A 15,701-nucleotide genomic window follows, 5' to 3' on the forward strand; every position below is an offset into this window, starting at 1 on the left:
CCCGCCAGTAGCCCGACTCGGTCTGCCAGACGGGGGCGGGCGGCTCGTCCTCGAGCGCCGCGGTGCTGGACGGCGCCACGACGAGCCGGATCGTCGACGTGTACGACAGGTACGGTCCGCCGTCGCTGGCGATGACCACCTCCTGCGTGAACGTCGCCTCGTCGATGCCGGGGTAGTCGACGACACCCTCGCCGCGCCACGTGCCGACGAGCCACGCGAGCGGGTAGACCTCAGGGGCGAGACCCTCGGGATCGAGGACGAACGACATGGAGCCTCCCAGCATCAGTGCATGTCAGCGCTGGCCCTTGTAGAGCCGGTACACGACGAAGACGGAGAACCAGCCGATCACCAGTGTCGCCGCGACCAGCAGGCCGATGAAGAAGATCTCGAGCCCAGTCATGCCGACGATCCTAACGAGCACTCACCCCTAACCTGTTCCGATGAGTCCTACGCCACGTCCCCTCGTGATCAAGACCACGTCCGGCACGGAGCGTCCGGAGGCCACCAACCAGGCGTTCGCGGTCGCTGCGGCGGCCGTCGCGGCCGGTGCGGACGTCAGCCTGTGGCTCACGGGCGAGTCGGCGTGGTTCGGTCTGCCGGGGCGCGCCGCGGACCTGGTCCTCGAGCACGCGACCCCGCTGGGCGAGCTGCTGGACGTCGTCCTCGAGGGCGGCCGCGTCACCGTGTGCACGCAGTGCGCCGCCCGCCGGGGCATCGGTCCCGACGACGTGCTGCCGGGCGTCCGGATCGCCGGGGCCGCCGTGTTCGTCGAGGAGTCCCTGGCGGAGCGGGCCCAGGCGCTCGTCTACTAGGCGGCGGAGCGACCGGCGCGCAGCCGCAGGCCGAGCAGGTACATCTCGCACCCCAGGCACAGCCCGAACACCGCGTTGAGGAACGCCGCGACCAGCGCGAACGCGGCCGCGACCGGGACGGCGGCCGTCACCCCGGCCAGCCCGAGGACGAGCCCCGCACCGGTGATGACCAGACCGACCAGCTGCGCGAACGTCGGCGGGCGGGGGTCCTCGAGCTCGGTCGGCGGCGCCAGGCGCGGGCGGACGACCGTGCGGAACACCCAGCCCTGCCAGGTGCGACCGATGCCGCCGAACGCGCCGAGCGCGAAGCCGGCGACGATCACGGCCAGGACGACGTAGGCCGCCGGGCTGGTGCCGAGCAGGAGGACGGCGACGAGCAGGACGAGGTTGACGGCGGCGCCGAAGCGCGGGCCGCGGGGGTCGATACCGGCAGGGGCGTCGGTGCGGGCGGGCGTGCTCATGGGGACTCCAGGGGGCGTGCAGGGATGAGGGGTTCCATCGGCCGGGGGCTGCGCACCCGCGCCGGGAGCCGGCTCAGGCTGCGGAGACCCCGCCCGGACAGGAGTCGAGCGCGGCGAGCGCGTGCCGACGGTCCGTCGCACCGGACAGACGCCCGACCACGACGCCGCGGGCGTCGAGCAGGAGCGTGGTCGGGGTGCGCATGATGCCGAAGCGTCGCACGAGACCCAGGTGCTCGACCACGTCCATCTCGACGTGTGAGAGGTCGTCGTGCTCGGCGACGAGCTGCGCGAGGACCGCGTGGGTCCGGCGGCACGGTGCGCAGACCTCGCTGGAGAACTGCACGAACGTCGCCCGGGCGCCCAGCGGCGCACCGAGCTCGCGGGCGGTGAGGCGCGAGTCGTCGGCCACGTCGACCGGGGCGTCGACGAGCAGCGCCGGGTCGACCGCGGTGTAGCGGCCGTTGCGCGAGCGCCACCACAGGCCCAGCACGGCCGCGACGGCCAGGAGGGCGAGGACGAGCAGGACACGGTCCACGTCAGCCCACCAGGACGCGTCCGACGACGTACACGAGGATGCCGGTGACGGTGACCGGGAGGGTCACGGCCGCGAGCGACGGCCAGCGCTGCTGGAGCGACGGCAGCTGGTCGAACAGCGCGTGCAGGGTGGCGACCAGCACCCCGACCGCCAGGCCCAGCAGGGCGCCTGCCAGCGGGTCGATCGCCGGGAGCAGGAAACCGCCCAGGGTGCCCGCGGCAGCCGCTGCCCCCGCGGCGGCCAGCGCACCGACCCAGGGCTGCAGGTGCAGCGCCACGACGACCGAGCCGACGGCCAGCGCGAGCGCCCCGACGACCACGATCGGCTCGCCCCCGGGCGTGCGGCCGATCGCGACCCACCCGGCCACGGCGACCGCGACGAGCGTGCCGGCGACCGTCCCGGACACCGACTCGACGAGCCGGGTGCGGCCGTCGCGGCGCAGCAGCTCGTTGAGGAACGCCAGCAGGATCGCGGCCGCGAAGACGACCGGCAGGTCCCGCAGGTACGGCTGCGTGACGGTGAGGTGGACGACGGCGACGGCCCCGACGCCTCCGAGGGCGACGACGGCCGCGGACCCGGGCTTGAACGGCAGACCCGCGAGCGCGGGCCACCCGAGGGCGAAGAGGAGCGCGAGGACCGCCGCGGTGGCGCTCAGCGGCAGGCCGCCGAGGTAGCCGGCCACGGCCACGGCGGCGGCGAGCACGGCGGTGACGACCGCCCTGGTGGCGAGCTGCATGGGTCCTACCGTCCCTCGACCGGGGTCACGCAGGGGCGAGCGGTCGGCACGGAGGGGAGGAGCACGCCGCCGATTGTCGCATCTCGGCGCTGTCCGGCCGGCGCGAACCGGCCGGACGCGCCATCACCCGGGCCGCGGGCGCAGGCTGCTCGGGTCGCGCGGTACCGTTGCCCCCACTCGCACGCGGGGAGGTCCCAGGTGGCAGATCTGCTGCTGCTCACTCCAGCGTCCGGGGGCTCCGCCCAGGTGCTCCCGGCCCTCGGTCTGTTGTCCCACCGCGTCCGTGTGCTCCCCGTCGAACCGTCGGCTCTCGTGGACGCACCGGACGCGGACATCGTCGTGCTCGACGCACGGCGCGACCTGGTCACGGCCAGGACCACCTGTCGGCTGCTGCGCGCGACGGGATTGACCGTCCCGCTCATCCTCGTGCTCACCGAGGGCGGCCTCACGGTCGTCACGGCCGAGTGGGGTGCGGACGACATCATCCTGGAGACGGCGAACCCGGCCGAGGTCGAGACGCGGTTCCGGCTCGTCATGGAGCGCGCCGCCACCGCGGGGTACGACGACGCGCCGCAGGAGATCTCGTCCGGCGAGCTCACCATCGACGCCGGTGGCTACACGGCCCGGCTCCGTGGCCGGCCGCTCGACCTGACCTACAAGGAGTTCGAGCTCCTCAAGTACCTGGTCCAGCACCCGGGCCGTGTGTTCACGCGCGCCCAGCTGCTGCAGGAGGTCTGGGGCTACGACTACTACGGAGGCACGCGGACGGTCGACGTGCACGTGCGACGCCTCCGCGCCAAGCTCGGCCCCGAGCACGAGCAGCTCATCGGCACGGTCCGCAACGTCGGCTACCGCTTCGACCCGCCCAAGGACCGCCGCGGTGCGGTCGACGGACGCAACGAGGTCCCGGAGCCCGCGGACGCGTAACCTGTCCCCCGGTGCGCCGGGAAGCCTGGTCGGCAGTCCCACCAGCCTGCCCGGAGGTCCTCGTGCCCACGCCCGCCCGCCGCCTGTTCGCCGCCCTCTCCCCCGGCGCCGAGCGCAACCTGCTCGACACCCTGCGCGGCGAACGCGTCGGCGGGTCCCTGCTGCTCGCCGGCACCGTCGTCGCCCTGCTGTGGGCCAACCTCGCGCCCGCGTCGTACACGGCTGTCTCGGACACCGTCGTCGGTCCCGCGGCACTGCACCTCGACCTCACGCTGGCCACCTGGGCGACCGACGGGCTGCTCGCGATCTTCTTCTTCGTGGTCGGGCTCGAGCTCAAGCGGGAGATCGTCGCGGGCGAGCTGCGCAACCCGCGCACGGCCGTCGTGCCCATCGTCGCCGCGGTCGGGGGCATGCTCGTCCCCGCGGCGCTCTACCTCGCCGTCAACCTGACCTCGCCGGACGGCGTCGCGCGCGGCTGGGCGGTCCCGACGGCGACCGACATCGCGTTCGCGGTCGCGGTCCTCGCGATCGCCGGGCGCAGCCTGCCGAACGCGTTGCGCGCGTTCCTGCTCACGCTCGCGGTCGTCGACGACCTGCTCGCGATCATCGTCATCGGCGCGGTCTACACCGAGTCGGTCTCCGCGCTCTGGCTGGCCGCGGGCGCCGCGACCGTCGTCGTGTTCGCGCTCCTGGTCCGGCGGGGCTGGGTCAGCGGGTGGCTGCTGGTCCCGCTCGGTGTGGTGGCGTGGGCTGCCGTCCACGCCTCCGGCGTGCACGCGACGATCGCCGGGGTCGCGCTGGGGCTCGTCGTCCCGGCGACACCGGAGGCCACCCGCCGGGCGCTCCGGCTCGACACCCTGCCGGCGGAGTCGCTCGCGGAACGCTGGGAGCACCTGTGGCGGCCCGTGTCCGCCGGGATCGCCGTGCCCGTGTTCGCGCTGTTCGCGGCGGGGGTGACCCTCAGCGTCGGGACGCTGTCGACCGCGTTCGCCGACCCGGTCGCGCAGGGCGTGGCCCTCGGGCTCGTCGTGGGCAAGCCGCTCGGCATCCTCGGGGCCACGTGGCTGGTCGCCCGGTTCACGCGTGCCGCGCTCGCCCCCGGTCTCGGCTGGGCGGACGTCGGAGCGGTCGGCCTCGTCGGGGGGATCGGCTTCACGGTGTCGCTGCTCGTGGGCGAGCTCGCGTTCGGCGCCGGCAGCCCGCACGACGAGCACGTCGTCGTCGCGGTCCTCGTCGCGTCGCTGGTCGCGGCCGTCCTCGGCGGCGTCGCCCTGTACCAGCGCGACCGGCACCACGCGCACGTGGCCGCCCGGGCCTCACGCGACACCGACCGGACCGGGTAGGTTCGGCTCCGATGAGCACCGTCGACTCCGCCTCGCTCCTCGTCGACGGCCCGTGGGAGCACCGCTACGTGGCCGCGAACGGCGCCCGGTTCCACGTCGCCGTCGCCGGTCCCGACGACCGCGACGCCCCGCTCGTCGTGCTCCTGCACGGGATCCCGCAGTTCTGGTGGGCGTGGCGCCACCAGCTGCCCGCCCTCGCCGACGCGGGCTACCGGGTGGCGGCCATGGACGTGCGCGGCACGGGCGGTTCCGACAAGCCACCGGTGGGCTACGACGTCCCGACGCTGGCCGCCGACGTCGCGGGGGTCATCCAGTCCCTCGGTGCCGCGGACGCGGTGGTCGTCGGCAGCGGCACGGGCGGCGAGATCGCGTGGGCGATGGCCGGCCTGCACCCCGACCGGGTCCGCGGGGTCGCTGCGCTGGCAGCCCCGCACCCGCTGGACACCCGCCTGCACCCCGGCACCGCCCTCCGACCGTCGGCCCTGCGCCGGCTGGCGTTCGTGCAGCTGCCGTCGTTCCCGGAGCGGGCCCTCATGGAGGGCGACCTGGTGGCCCGGCTCCTGCGCGAGTGGGGTGGCGTCCCGGGCTGGCTCGACGCGCGCGCGGAGGCGATGTACCGGTCCGCGGCGCGGGTGCCCTTCGCGGCGCACAGCCAGATGGAGCAGCTGCGCTGGATGGTCCGGTCACGGCCCCGCCCCGACGGCCGTCGCTACCACGCGACCCTCGAGGAGAGCACCCGACCGCTCCCGGTCCTGCAGGTGCACGGCGGCCGCGACGGGCTGCGACCCGCGTCCCGGGCCGCCCTGTCGAAGGACACGGCCGCCCTGGTGGCGTCGCGCTACCAGTTCGAGCTCTTGCCGCAGGCCGGGCACTACCCCGCGGAGGAGGCCCCGGAGCGCGTCACGGACCTGCTCCTGGCCTGGCTGCGCGAGGTCGAACCGCTCACGGCTTGACCATCGCCGCGGCCTTCGCGGGGTCGAGCTCACCGATCCCCGCGGACGGGCACATCGACGCGACGGGGCACGCCCCGCACGCAGGCCTGCGCGCGAAGCAGGTGCGCCGCCCGTGGAAGATCAGCCGGTGCGAGGCCATCGTCCAGTCCCTGCGGGGCAGCAGCGCGCCGAGCTCCTGCTCGACCACCAGCGGGTCCTCGCTCGTGGTGTAGCCGAGCCGCAGGGACAGGCGCATGACGTGCGTGTCCGTGGTGATCCCCGGGATGCCGAACGCGTTGCCGAGCACCACGTTGGCCGTCTTGCGTCCCACCCCCGGCAGCGTCACGAGATCCTTCAACCGCGCCGGGACCTCCCCGTGGAACCGCTCGACGAGCGCCTGCGACAGCCCCATCACCGACTTCGTCTTGGCCCGGAAGAAGCCCGTCGGCCGCAGGATCTCCTCGACCTCCTCGGGGTTCGCCGCCGCGAGGGCGGCAGCGTCCGGGTACCGCGCGAACAGGACCGGCGTCGTGAGGTTCACGCGGACGTCCGTCGTCTGGGCCGACAGCACGGTGGCGACGAGCAGCTCGAACGGCGACGTGAAGTCCAGCTCGCAGTGCGCGTCGGGGTAGCGGACGGCCAGCGCGCGGTCCACCCGGCGTGCGCGGCGCGTGCGGGCGAGGGGGGACTCGACGTCTGCTGCGATCACGGTCGGCAGCCTACGACCCGCCGCCCACACCCGTAGGGGGCGCCTCTGACCTGCGGCGCTGCTCCCTTGGAGTGATCTGCGGCCCGACCCGTGCCGGTGTGCTCAAGGTCGGCCCGTATCGGGCCGAATCCACCCACGGCACCCGTTCGAGATGCCCGTCCGAGGAGGACCTGCCCCATGACGTCACCCGTCGAGCAACGGGTCAATGATCTCCGCCTCGACCGGCGCGCGCTGCGCGCCGAGCGCGCTCGGGTCGCCTGGTGGCGCCGGCTCGTCCGCGCCCGCCTCGACCTGGCGGTGGCGCAGGCCGCCCGCCCCGACACGCTCGGCGAGGAGATGGCCTTCCAGCTCCCGCTCGACGTCGGTCTCGACGTCCCCCGCCCGTCCGCGCTCGCCGCGGTGCTCGACTCCAGCACCGAGGCCGTCGACCGGCTGGGCGAGCTGAGGGCCCTCGACGAGCAGCTCTCGACCTACGCCGCCGGCGTCGAGGACGCCTTGACACGGGCCACGGACCGGCTCGTCGCGCGCCTCGCGGCGGACCCTGCCGTCGTCGTCGCGGGCCTGCGGGAGCCCCTGGGCCGCGGATGACACCCTCCATGGGGCAGACTGAGTGCGGATCGGGCCGCTGACCAGCAGCCGGTTCCACCGTCTCCATCGTGAACGATGCCGGCACCGGGACGAACCGGGGTGCGGCCAGAGAGGTGAGGTGTCCCCGTGGAGGACGACATCGTGCTGTCGGCGCCGCTGTTCGCCGGGCTCGACCCCGAGGCGTCCGAGACGCTCGTCGCGACGATGAAGCCGATCGAGATCGCCCGCGGCGACGCCCTCTTCCAGGAGGGCGAGCCCGGCGACCGGCTCTACGTCGTGCGCGAGGGCAAGATCAAGCTCGGCCGACGCTCGAACGACGGACGCGAGAACCTGCTCGCGGTCCTCGGCCCGGGCGAGATGTTCGGCGAGCTGAGCCTCTTCGACCCCGGCCCCCGCACGGCGACCGCGACGGTCGTCGCCGACGCGGTGGTCCTCGAGCTCGGGCACGGCGACCTGATCCAGTGGCTGCAGGACAAGCCGACGGTGGCGCAGCACCTGCTGCAGGCGCTCGCCCGGCGGCTGCGCCGGACCAACGAGGCCCTGGCGGACCTGGTGTTCTCGGACGTCCCCGGCCGTGTCGCCAAGGCGCTCCTGGACCTGTCGACCCGCTTCGGGGAGAAGGTCGACGAGGGCATCCGCGTCGCGCACGACCTCACGCAGGAGGAGCTCGCGCAGCTCGTCGGCGCCTCCCGGGAGACCGTCAACAAGGCCCTCGCCGACTTCGCCGCCCGCGGCTGGGTCCGCCGCGAGGGACGCGCCGTCGTCCTGCTCGACGTCGAGCGCCTCGAGCGCCGGGCGCGCTAGGCCAGCTCGACGACGATCTCGACCTCGACCGGGGAGTCCATCGGCAGCACCGCCACGCCCACGGCCGAGCGCGCGTGCACGCCCGCGTCGCCCAGGACGGCGTGCAGCAGCAGGCTGGCACCGTTGACGACGGCGGGCTGAGCGGTGAAGGCCGGGTCGCTCGCGACGAAGCCGACGACCTTGGTGACGTGCACGATCCGGTCGAGCGCGTCGGCGCCCTGCGGGCCACCCTCGGCGGCGACCACGGCCGCGACCGCGGCGAGCGCGTTGAGCGCGCACGTCCGCGCGTAGCCCGCGGCGTCGTCCGGGGGGACCAGGCCGGGCCCGGTGCCCACCTTGCCCGTGGCCGGCAGCGCGCCCCCGACGAACGGCAGCTGGCCCGAGGTGTAGACGTACGCACCGGACCGGACGGCCGGCACGTACGCGGCGAGGGGGAGCGCCACCTCGGGCAGCTCCAGCCCGAGCTCCGCGAGCCGGGCCGCGGCGCCCATCAGGACTCCTTGGGCCGCTTGAGGTAGGCCACGAGACCGGCGTCAGGCCCTTGGATCACCTGGACGAGCTCCCAGCCGTCGGCTCCCCACTGGTCGAGGATCGCCTTCGTGGCGTGAATGATGAGCGGAATCGTCGCGTACTCCCACGTCGTTGCCATGGGCTCACCCTAGAGGCCGCCCCGACCGTCGGAGCGCTCTCACACCACGTCGACGACGTCCGTCCCGACGAGCTCGTTCCGCCAGGAGCGCACGTCGGGGCGCCGCCGGAGCAGAGCACGCCGCTCCCGCTCGGTCATGCCGCCCCAGACGCCGAAGTCCATGCGGTTGTCGAGGGCGTCGGCGAGGCAGGCCAGCCGGACGGGGCAGCCGGTGCACACCGTCCGAGCCTCACGCTGGGCGGCGCCCTCGACGAAGAGCGCGTCGGGCGCGAGCTTGCCGGTGCCGCACGCTGCGAGCGCTGTCCAGTGCGCGTCCTGCGCGAGTGTGGTCACTCATCCTCCCGAGCACGCCGACGGGGGCGTGCCGTGGCATCCGCACCCGAGTCCTGCCGGGAAACTACTGGTCCGAGCACCCCTGTGGCGAGACTCCGTTCGGGTCATATCGTCAGATGGACGTGTGACCGGGTCAGATCCGGCCCAGCGTCGTTGTGCAGGTCCCGTGCAGGTCGGGGCGTCGGGCCCGGTTCCGACGGGGGCGTGACAGGTGGTCCGACTACCCTGTCGGCATGCCGAACCCTGCGCGCCAGCGCGGCCGACAGGTCAACGCCTTCCAGGCGTTGGCCCTCCTGCTCACGTTCGCGCTCGTCGCGGGCGTGTCCGGGGTGCTCGCCGCCGGCCTCGTCCTGCCCGGAGTCGCCGTCGCCAACGGTGTCACCGACATCACGGTGACCGCCTTCGACGACCTGCCGACCGAGCTCGCGGAGAAGACGCTGCCCGAGAAGTCGGTCATCCTGGCCGCGGACGGGCAGCTCATGGCGACGTTCTGGACCCAGAACCGGGTGGTGGTCCCGCTCGCAGAGATCTCGCCGCTGCTGCAGCAGGCCGTCGTCGCGACGGAGGACAAGCGCTTCTACCAGCACGTGGGTGTCGACCCGACCGGCATGCTCCGCGCGTTCGTCAAGAACCAGACGGACGAGGACGGCGGCCAGGAGGGCGCCTCGACGCTCACGCAGCAGTACATCAAGAACGTCCTCATCGAGGAGGCGCTCAGCAAGGAGACCGAGGCCGAGAAGCTCGAGGCCCTGCAGGCCGCCCGCGGGGCGAGCGGCACCGAGGGCTACGCGCGCAAGCTGCGCGAGGCGAAGCTCGCGATCGCCCTCGAGAAGCGGATGACGAAGGAGGAGATCCTCGAGAAGTACCTGAACATCGCGCCGTTCGGGGCGTCGGTGTACGGGGCGGAGTCCGCCGCGCAGTACTACTTCACCAAGCCGGCCAAGGACCTCACCTACCTCGAGGCCGCCACCATCGCGGGCGTGACCCAGAGCCCGACCAAGTGGGACCCGGTGCTCAACCCCGAGGCGTCGCAGACCCGCCGGGACAGCGTGCTCGGCAAGATGCGCGACCAGGGCTACATCACGGACGCGGAGTACGACGCCGGCGTCGCGACCCCGCTCCCCGACACCATGCGCGTCACGCCGCTGAAGCAGGGCTGCATGGCGGCGGGCGACGTGATCCCCGGGTCCGGCTTCTTCTGCGACTACGTGACCAAGGTGATCGGCAACGACCCCGCGTTCGGGCCCACCAAGGCCGAGCGCATCAGCACCCTGTACCGCGGCGGGCTCACGATCACCACGACCCTCGTCCCGGGCGAGCAGGCGATCGCCGACGCCGAGGTGAAGAACGGCATCCCCGTCGACGACCCGTCCGGCGTCGCCAGCTCGATCGTCGTCGTCGAGCCCGGCACCGGGAAGATCACCGCGATGGCGCAGAACCGCATCTACACCGCCGTCGCGGAGCACGGCGACCGGGAGACCCCGGTCAACTACAACACCGACAACGCCTACGGCGGCGCGTCGGGCTTCCCGCCCGGCTCGACGTTCAAGCCGTTCACGCTGCTCGAGTGGCTCAAGCAGGGCCACAGCCTCAACGAGACCGTCGACGGCTCCGTCCGCCCGCTGAACCAGAACATGTTCACCGCCTGCGGCGCCAAGGTCCGGAACGAGAAGTGGACGCCCGGGAACGCCGAGGGCCAGGGCCGCACCATGACCGTGATGGACGCGACCAAGAACTCCGTCAACCTCGCGTACCTGAGCATGGGGATGCAGCTGGACCTCTGCAGCATCATGGAGGGTGCCGCGCAGATCGGCGTCCACAAGGCGGGTGGCCTGGCGGGTGAGGGCAACGCGAGCGCGGTGCCCGCCAACATCATCGGGAGCGACTCGATCGCCCCGCTGTCCATGGCCGCCGCCTTCGCCACCTTCGCCGCGAACGGTGTCTACTGCACCCCGATCGCGATCACCAGCGTGGTCAACGCCGACGGCGTGCAGCTCCCGGTGCCGAGCGCCAACTGCAGCCAGAAGGTCGACCCGAAGTACACGAGCGCCATGACGTTCGCCCTGAAGAACGTCTGGGGCGGCACCGCCAAGGGCGTCCCGGCGCCGCCGTTCCCGACGGCCGGCAAGACCGGCACGACCAGCGAGAACGAGCACACGTGGTTCGTCGGGTACTCCCCGCTGCGCGCCGCCGCGGTGTGGGTCGGCTACTCCGAGGGCTGGCGGCCCGTGCAGGACCTGCGGATCAACGGCAAGTGGGTCCCCAACGCCTACGGTGCGACGATCGCGGCCCCGACCTGGAGCCGGTTCATGACCCAGGCGCTCGCCGGAGCGGCCAACCCGGACTTCCCGGCCGCCGGCGACAAGGAGGTGTTCGGCGAGAAGGTCGGCGTCCCCTACGTCGTCGGCCTGGCCGAAGGGGACGCGCGCAAGCGCCTCACGGACGCCGGGTTCCGCGTCTCGGTCGCGGCGGAGCAGGTCGCCTCGGCCTCCCCCGCCGGGACGGTCGCGTCGCAGAGCCCCTCGGGTACCGCGACGCGCGGCTCGACGATCACGCTGACGCTCTCCAACGGCCAGCCGCCCGCCGGTCCCGGTCCCGGTCCCGGTCCCGGCCAGGGTCAGCCCGGTCCTGGACCCGGACAGGGTGACGGCGGCGGCAACGGGAACAACGGCCGCGGCAACGGAAACCCTTAGTGGGTATCTCGACGTCCGGCGTCGCTCGCACCGCGGGGGCGGTCGCGCTCGCCGGTGCGGGCGCGCTCGCCTACGCCTCACTGGTCGAGGTGCGCTGGTACACGCTGCGGCAGGTCACCGTTCCCGTGCTCCCCGCCGGCCAGGAGCCGCTCCGCATCCTGCACCTCTCCGACCTGCACCTGACCCCCGGCCAGCGCAAGAAGGTCGACTGGGTCAAGGACCTGGCGTCGCTGGACCCGCACCTCGTGGTGGACACGGGCGACAACTGGGCGCACCTCGACGCGATGCCGGCGCTCCTGGAGGCCCTGGAGCCGCACCTCGCGGTCCCCGGGGCGTTCGTGCTGGGCTCGAACGACTACATCGCGCCGACCCCGAAGAACCCCGCCCGCTATCTCCTGCCGGACGCCCGCCGACAGCCTGCCCGACGCCCCCCGGAGCTGCCGTGGCGCGAGCTCACGTCCCGCTTCCGGTCGGCCGGCTGGGTCGACCTCACCAACCGCCGGGACGTGCTCAAGGTCGACGGCCGCGTGCTGTCCCTCGTGGGGACGGACGACGCGCACCTGGACCGCGACCGCTTCCCCGACGCCGGTGACGAGGACGACGCCCGGACCGGACCGGTGCCCGTGGACGTGCACCTGGGGATCACGCACGCGCCCTACCGCCGCGTCCTGGACGCGATGCACGCCGACGATGTCGACCTGGCGATCGCCGGGCACACGCACGGTGGCCAGCTCGCCCTGCCCTTCTGGGGCGCCCTGGTGACCAACTGCGACCTCGACACCCGCCGCGCCAAGGGCCTGCACGGCTGGCCAGGGCCGCGTCCCGACCAGCCGGGCGGTGCGGGCTCGACGTGGATGCACGTGTCCGCAGGGCTCGGGACGTCGCCGTACGCGCCGGTGCGGTTCGCGTGCCGGCCCGAGGCGACCCTGCTCACACTGGTCGCACCCTGATCCGGTTTCGTTCCACCCCCGGTCGTCGGCTATCCTTGCCAGGCTCCACGGGGTGTGGCGCAGCTTGGTAGCGCGCTTCGTTCGGGACGAAGAGGTCGTGGGTTCGAATCCCGCCACCCCGACAGACGAGAAAGGCCCCTGATCAGCAGATCTGCTGATCAGGGGCCTTTCTCGTGGGCTCAGCCGCGGGGTCCCAGGTAGGCGGCGTGGCCGTCGCTGGTGCGGATCCGCACCGAGACGGACGACGTCGGGTCGACCGGACCCTCGATCGTCTGGCCGCCGTCGGCCGTGGAGATGTCGAGCGCGACCGGCTCCCCCGTGCCGTACACGGTGACGCTGCCGTCGCTCGCCTGGGCGTCGATGTCGCTGCGGGAGCGGGAGATCTCCGTGCGCCCGTCGCTGGACCGGGTGGTGACCGCGCCGGAGACGTCGGAGACGGTGATCTCGCCGTCGGCGGAGCTGACGGAGACGGATCCGCGGACGTCGCTGACGCCCGCGCGGCCGTCGGCGGTGCGGACGGTGACGTCCCCGACGATGTCGGACACGTCGGTCTCGCCGTCGCTGACGCGCACGTCGAGCGGTCCGCGCAGCGACGTGGCGGTGACGGCGCCGTCGGTCGCGCGGACGAGCACGGAGGTGCCGTCGGGGACCGTCACGTCGAGGGACGCCGAGCAGAACCCCGGACGCCACCAGTCGCACCGGTAGCTGACGAGCAGGCGGTCGCCGGACACGTCCGTGCGGTAGTGCGCAGCCGCGAGGACCGTGCGCTCGGTCCGCTCGACCTCCACCCGGTCGCCGCCGGTGGTCACGCTGACGTGTCCGTCGGCGACGATCTCCACCACGGGGGCGGCGTCGTACGTCGCGCTCCCGGAGACCGTCGTCGCGTCGTCGGAGCCCATGGCCAGCAGGTCGATCGCGCTGTACGCGCCGGAGAGCAGCAGGACACCTCCCACGACGGCGCCGGTCCAGGTCAGGGCGCGGGCGCCGGGGCCGCGCGGGGCGGGGCTCGGGGCGTCGACCGGCCGCTCCAGGGTGCTGGTCATGGTCGTTCTCCGTTCGTGGGTTCGTGCTCGAGCCACCGCAGCACGGCGAGCACGCGGCGGTGGTCGTCGGCGGCCTGCGGGAGGTCGAGCTTGGTGAGGATGGAGGTCACGTGCTTCTCGACGGCGGGGAGCCCGACGACGAGGCGGTCGGCGATGGCCGCGTTGGAGCGGCCCTCCGCCATGAGGCCGAGCACGTCCCGCTCGCGCGGGGTGAGGGTCTCGAGGCCGGACCGGCGGGTCCGGGCGAGGATCTGGGCGACGACCTCGGGATCGATCACCGTGCCGCCGCCGGCCACGCGGCCGAGGGCGTCGAGGAACTCGTCCACGTCCGCCACGCGGTCCTTGAGCACGTAGCCGAGGCCGCGCACGTCGCCGGCGAAGAGCTCCCGGGCGTACCGCTGCTCGACGTACTGCGACAAGACCAGCACGGGCAGCCGGGGGTGCAGGCTGCGCAGGTGCACGGCGGCCCGCAGGCCCTCGTCGGTGTGCGACGGGGGCATCCGGACGTCGGTCACCAGGATGTCGGGGACGGCGGCGGACGGCCCGAGGGCGGCCACGACCTCGTCGGCGGTGGTGTAGCCGGTGACGTCGTGCCCCTCGGCGACGAGCAGCCGGGTGAGGCCGTCCAGCAGGAGGACGGAGTCCTCCGCGATCACGATGCGCACGGCACCTCCACGGTCAGTCGTGTGCCGGCTCCGGCCGGGCTGTCCAGGTCGAACGTGCCGTCCAGGGCGGCGACACGGCTGCGCAGTCCGTCGAGCCCGCTGCCCGGCGCCGCGACCGCTCCCCCGCGGCCGTCGTCGGCGATCACGAGGCGCAGGTTCTGGCCCGCGACGGTCGCCGTCACCGTCACCGCGGAGGCGGACGCGTGCTTGGCGGCGTTGGTGAGCGCCTCGGCGGCGACGAAGTACGCAGCGGCCTGCGCGGACGTGCTGGCGCGGCCCAGGGCGGGCGGGTCCGGGACGTCCACCCGGACCGGGACGGGGCTGCGGGCCGCCAGCGCGGACAGGGCGGCGTCCAGACCGCGGTCGGTGAGGACCGCCGGGTGGATGCCCCGGACCAGGTCGCGCAGCTCCGCGAGCGTCTCCTTGACCTCGCGGTGCGCGTGCTCCAGGGCCGCGGCCGCCTCCGGGTCGCTCGACGCCTTGCGCCGTGCGCTGCCCAGCTCGACGCCGAGCGCCACGAGCCGCTGCTGGGCACCGTCGTGCAGGTCGCGCTCGATGCGGCGGCGCTCCTCGTCGGCGGCACCGACGGCGGCCGTGCGCGTCTCGGTGAGCTGGACCGCCCGGCCCTCGGCCTGCGCGGCCCGCAGCTGGGCCTGCCGCGCGGCCTCGACGGCCTCGGCCCGTGCGGACGCCCCGACGAGCGCCCGCGCCGAGCGGACCAGCGCGAGCGAGCCGGCCTGGGTGACCAGGGCGGTGACCCACAGGAGCAGGACGGCGCCGGGCACCATGAGGACCAGCGGGATCGGCGGGTGGCTCATGCCGGAGGCCAGGGCGACGACCGGGTACACCAGGCCACCGATCGCGAAGCCGCCCGCGACGCTGACCAGGACGCCCTGGACCGTGAGGACCACGCCGGCGACCAGGATGTACGCCGCGTGCGCCCAGGTGCGGCTGTCGGCCAGCACCCCTCCCCAGGACGCCCAGACGCCGACCCGCTGCGGGTACCGCGGGGCGGGGATCTCCACGGCCAGCTGGGCGTGCAGCCGGGCCCGCTCCAGCTCCGCGAAGGGGCGGCACAGCCACAGGGTGGCCACCAGCATCGGGATGCCGACGACCACGATCACGAGGCTCAGCGAGGTCGCGACCCCCACCGTGAGGACGAGGAACGCGAGCAGCAGGACGACGGAGCCGATGACGAGCTGCGAGATGCCGCGCCAGGTCGCGACGGACACGGGGGCCGCGGCGAGCGCTCGGAGGTCGACGAAGGCGGGGGCGACGACCCGGAGGTCGTCGGACACGCTGCCCGGGGGCGTCGGTGAGGTCATGACAGTGACGCTAGGGCTCGGGGCCGATCCGCAGACAGCCTGACCACCCACCAGGCCAGGGTGGGGTTGACCCTACCCACGCCGAAGGGCCGGCCCCGTGCGAACGGAGCCGGCCCCTCGTCGGGCGACTAGCCGATGGTGCAGGTCGCACCGTTGAGCGTGAACGCGGTCGGGTTGGTGTTGGTCCCGGTGTGGG

The 15,701-nt window shown here is 73.8% G+C and carries 19 protein-coding genes and 1 tRNA gene; 9 read left to right on the top strand and 11 right to left on the bottom strand.

All coding sequences use genetic code 11. From position 1 onward, the window contains the following. Positions 1-268, bottom strand: a 268-nt coding sequence (locus tag CTE05_RS19635) for a heme-binding beta-barrel domain-containing protein (RefSeq protein WP_146847989.1), incomplete at its 3' end; no start/stop codon positions are given. Positions 269-440: 172 nt separating this feature from the next. Between CTE05_RS19635 and CTE05_RS19640 the strand changes: the two genes are divergently transcribed. Next, entirely contained in the window at positions 441-812 is a 372-nt protein-coding gene (locus CTE05_RS19640) for a DsrE family protein (protein ID WP_146847990.1), read from the top strand. Here CTE05_RS19640 and CTE05_RS19645 read toward each other — a convergent pair. From CTE05_RS19645 to CTE05_RS19655, 3 genes are all read right to left on the bottom strand, one after another. Next, the gene (locus tag CTE05_RS19645) at positions 809-1,273 is read right to left on the bottom strand and encodes a DUF4395 domain-containing protein (protein WP_146847991.1); all 465 of its coding nucleotides are present in this window, start codon (positions 1,271-1,273) and stop codon (positions 809-811) included. The genes CTE05_RS19640 and CTE05_RS19645 overlap by 4 nt on opposite strands. Positions 1,274-1,346: 73 nt before the next feature. Further along, positions 1,347-1,808: a thioredoxin family protein gene (locus CTE05_RS19650; protein WP_146847992.1), complete on the bottom strand. Its 462-nt coding sequence runs from the start codon at positions 1,806-1,808 to the stop codon at positions 1,347-1,349. A 1-nt stretch (position 1,809) separates the two neighbouring features. Beyond that, complete coding sequence (locus CTE05_RS19655; RefSeq protein ID WP_146847993.1) at positions 1,810-2,544, bottom strand: hypothetical protein; 735 nt, start codon at positions 2,542-2,544, stop codon at positions 1,810-1,812. A 198-nt stretch (positions 2,545-2,742) separates the two neighbouring features. Here CTE05_RS19655 and CTE05_RS19660 point away from each other — a divergent pair, with 198 nt between their 5' ends. The 3 genes from CTE05_RS19660 to CTE05_RS19670 all read left to right on the top strand — a co-directional run bounded on the left by CTE05_RS19660 (position 2,743) and on the right by CTE05_RS19670 (position 5,767). Then, positions 2,743-3,471: a winged helix-turn-helix transcriptional regulator gene (locus CTE05_RS19660; RefSeq protein ID WP_056593539.1), complete on the top strand. Its 729-nt coding sequence runs from the start codon at positions 2,743-2,745 to the stop codon at positions 3,469-3,471. Between the two features lie 62 nt (positions 3,472-3,533). Beyond that, positions 3,534-4,814 carry a Na+/H+ antiporter NhaA gene (gene nhaA / locus CTE05_RS19665; RefSeq protein ID WP_146847994.1) on the top strand — a complete coding sequence of 427 codons (1,281 nt, stop codon included), beginning with the start codon at positions 3,534-3,536 and terminating at the stop codon, positions 4,812-4,814. 11 nt (positions 4,815-4,825) lie between these two features. Beyond that, the gene (locus tag CTE05_RS19670) at positions 4,826-5,767 is read left to right on the top strand and encodes an alpha/beta fold hydrolase (RefSeq protein WP_146847995.1); all 942 of its coding nucleotides are present in this window, start codon (positions 4,826-4,828) and stop codon (positions 5,765-5,767) included. On the opposite strand, the gene nth is transcribed toward CTE05_RS19670, so the two are convergent. After that, positions 5,757-6,464, bottom strand: a complete 708-nt coding sequence (gene nth, locus CTE05_RS19675) for an endonuclease III (RefSeq protein WP_371863382.1) — start codon at positions 6,462-6,464, stop codon at positions 5,757-5,759. The genes CTE05_RS19670 and nth overlap by 11 nt on opposite strands. A 168-nt stretch (positions 6,465-6,632) precedes the next feature. On the opposite strand from nth, the gene CTE05_RS19680 reads away from it, so the two are divergent. Both CTE05_RS19680 and CTE05_RS19685 read left to right on the top strand, forming a co-directional pair. Next, positions 6,633-7,043: a hypothetical protein gene (locus tag CTE05_RS19680; protein WP_146847996.1), complete on the top strand. Its 411-nt coding sequence runs from the start codon at positions 6,633-6,635 to the stop codon at positions 7,041-7,043. A 126-nt stretch (positions 7,044-7,169) separates the two neighbouring features. Then, complete coding sequence (locus tag CTE05_RS19685) at positions 7,170-7,847, top strand: Crp/Fnr family transcriptional regulator (protein WP_146847997.1); 678 nt, start codon at positions 7,170-7,172, stop codon at positions 7,845-7,847. On the opposite strand, the gene CTE05_RS19690 is transcribed toward CTE05_RS19685, so the two are convergent. From CTE05_RS19690 to CTE05_RS19700, 3 genes are read right to left on the bottom strand one after another with little or no spacing between them, the layout of a single operon-like run. Beyond that, on the bottom strand, positions 7,844-8,338 hold the full coding sequence (locus CTE05_RS19690) for a RidA family protein (RefSeq protein ID WP_146847998.1): 495 nt from the start codon (positions 8,336-8,338) through the stop codon (positions 7,844-7,846). The two genes, CTE05_RS19685 and CTE05_RS19690, sit on opposite strands and share 4 nt — an antisense overlap. Further along, positions 8,338-8,496: a Sp36 family protein gene (gene sp36 / locus CTE05_RS19695; RefSeq protein ID WP_146847999.1), complete on the bottom strand. Its 159-nt coding sequence runs from the start codon at positions 8,494-8,496 to the stop codon at positions 8,338-8,340. The genes CTE05_RS19690 and sp36 overlap by 1 nt, the downstream gene beginning before the upstream one ends. 39 nt (positions 8,497-8,535) lie before the next feature. Continuing rightward, entirely contained in the window at positions 8,536-8,829 is a 294-nt protein-coding gene (locus CTE05_RS19700) for a WhiB family transcriptional regulator (protein WP_146848000.1), read from the bottom strand. A gap of 233 nt (positions 8,830-9,062) precedes the next feature. Here CTE05_RS19700 and CTE05_RS19705 point away from each other — a divergent pair, with 233 nt between their 5' ends. The 3 genes from CTE05_RS19705 (at position 9,063) to CTE05_RS19715 (ending at position 12,594) form a co-directional block, all read left to right on the top strand. After that, positions 9,063-11,522, top strand: a complete 2,460-nt coding sequence (locus tag CTE05_RS19705; RefSeq protein ID WP_146848001.1) for a transglycosylase domain-containing protein — start codon at positions 9,063-9,065, stop codon at positions 11,520-11,522. 5 nt (positions 11,523-11,527) lie between these two features. Next, positions 11,528-12,472, top strand: a complete 945-nt coding sequence (locus CTE05_RS19710; protein WP_146848005.1) for a metallophosphoesterase — start codon at positions 11,528-11,530, stop codon at positions 12,470-12,472. Positions 12,473-12,520: 48 nt separating this feature from the next. After that, positions 12,521-12,594: transfer RNA gene (locus CTE05_RS19715), tRNA-Pro, on the top strand. 57 nt (positions 12,595-12,651) lie between these two features. Here the strand turns inward: CTE05_RS19715 and CTE05_RS19720 are convergent. From CTE05_RS19720 to CTE05_RS19730, 3 genes are read right to left on the bottom strand one after another with little or no spacing between them, the layout of a single operon-like run. Next, the gene (locus CTE05_RS19720; protein WP_146848002.1) at positions 12,652-13,515 is read right to left on the bottom strand and encodes a DUF4097 family beta strand repeat-containing protein; all 864 of its coding nucleotides are present in this window, start codon (positions 13,513-13,515) and stop codon (positions 12,652-12,654) included. Beyond that, positions 13,512-14,180, bottom strand: coding sequence for a response regulator (locus CTE05_RS19725; protein WP_055918957.1), 669 nt, complete (start codon positions 14,178-14,180; stop codon positions 13,512-13,514). The genes CTE05_RS19720 and CTE05_RS19725 overlap by 4 nt, the downstream gene beginning before the upstream one ends. Then, positions 14,168-15,505: a sensor histidine kinase gene (locus CTE05_RS19730; RefSeq protein ID WP_146848003.1), complete on the bottom strand. Its 1,338-nt coding sequence runs from the start codon at positions 15,503-15,505 to the stop codon at positions 14,168-14,170. Before CTE05_RS19730 ends, CTE05_RS19725 begins: the two co-directional genes overlap by 13 nt. Between the last annotated feature and the right edge of the window lie 196 nt (positions 15,506-15,701).

This window comes from Cellulomonas terrae (assembly GCF_007990265.1).
GTDB lineage: Bacteria > Actinomycetota > Actinomycetes > Actinomycetales > Cellulomonadaceae > Cellulomonas > Cellulomonas terrae.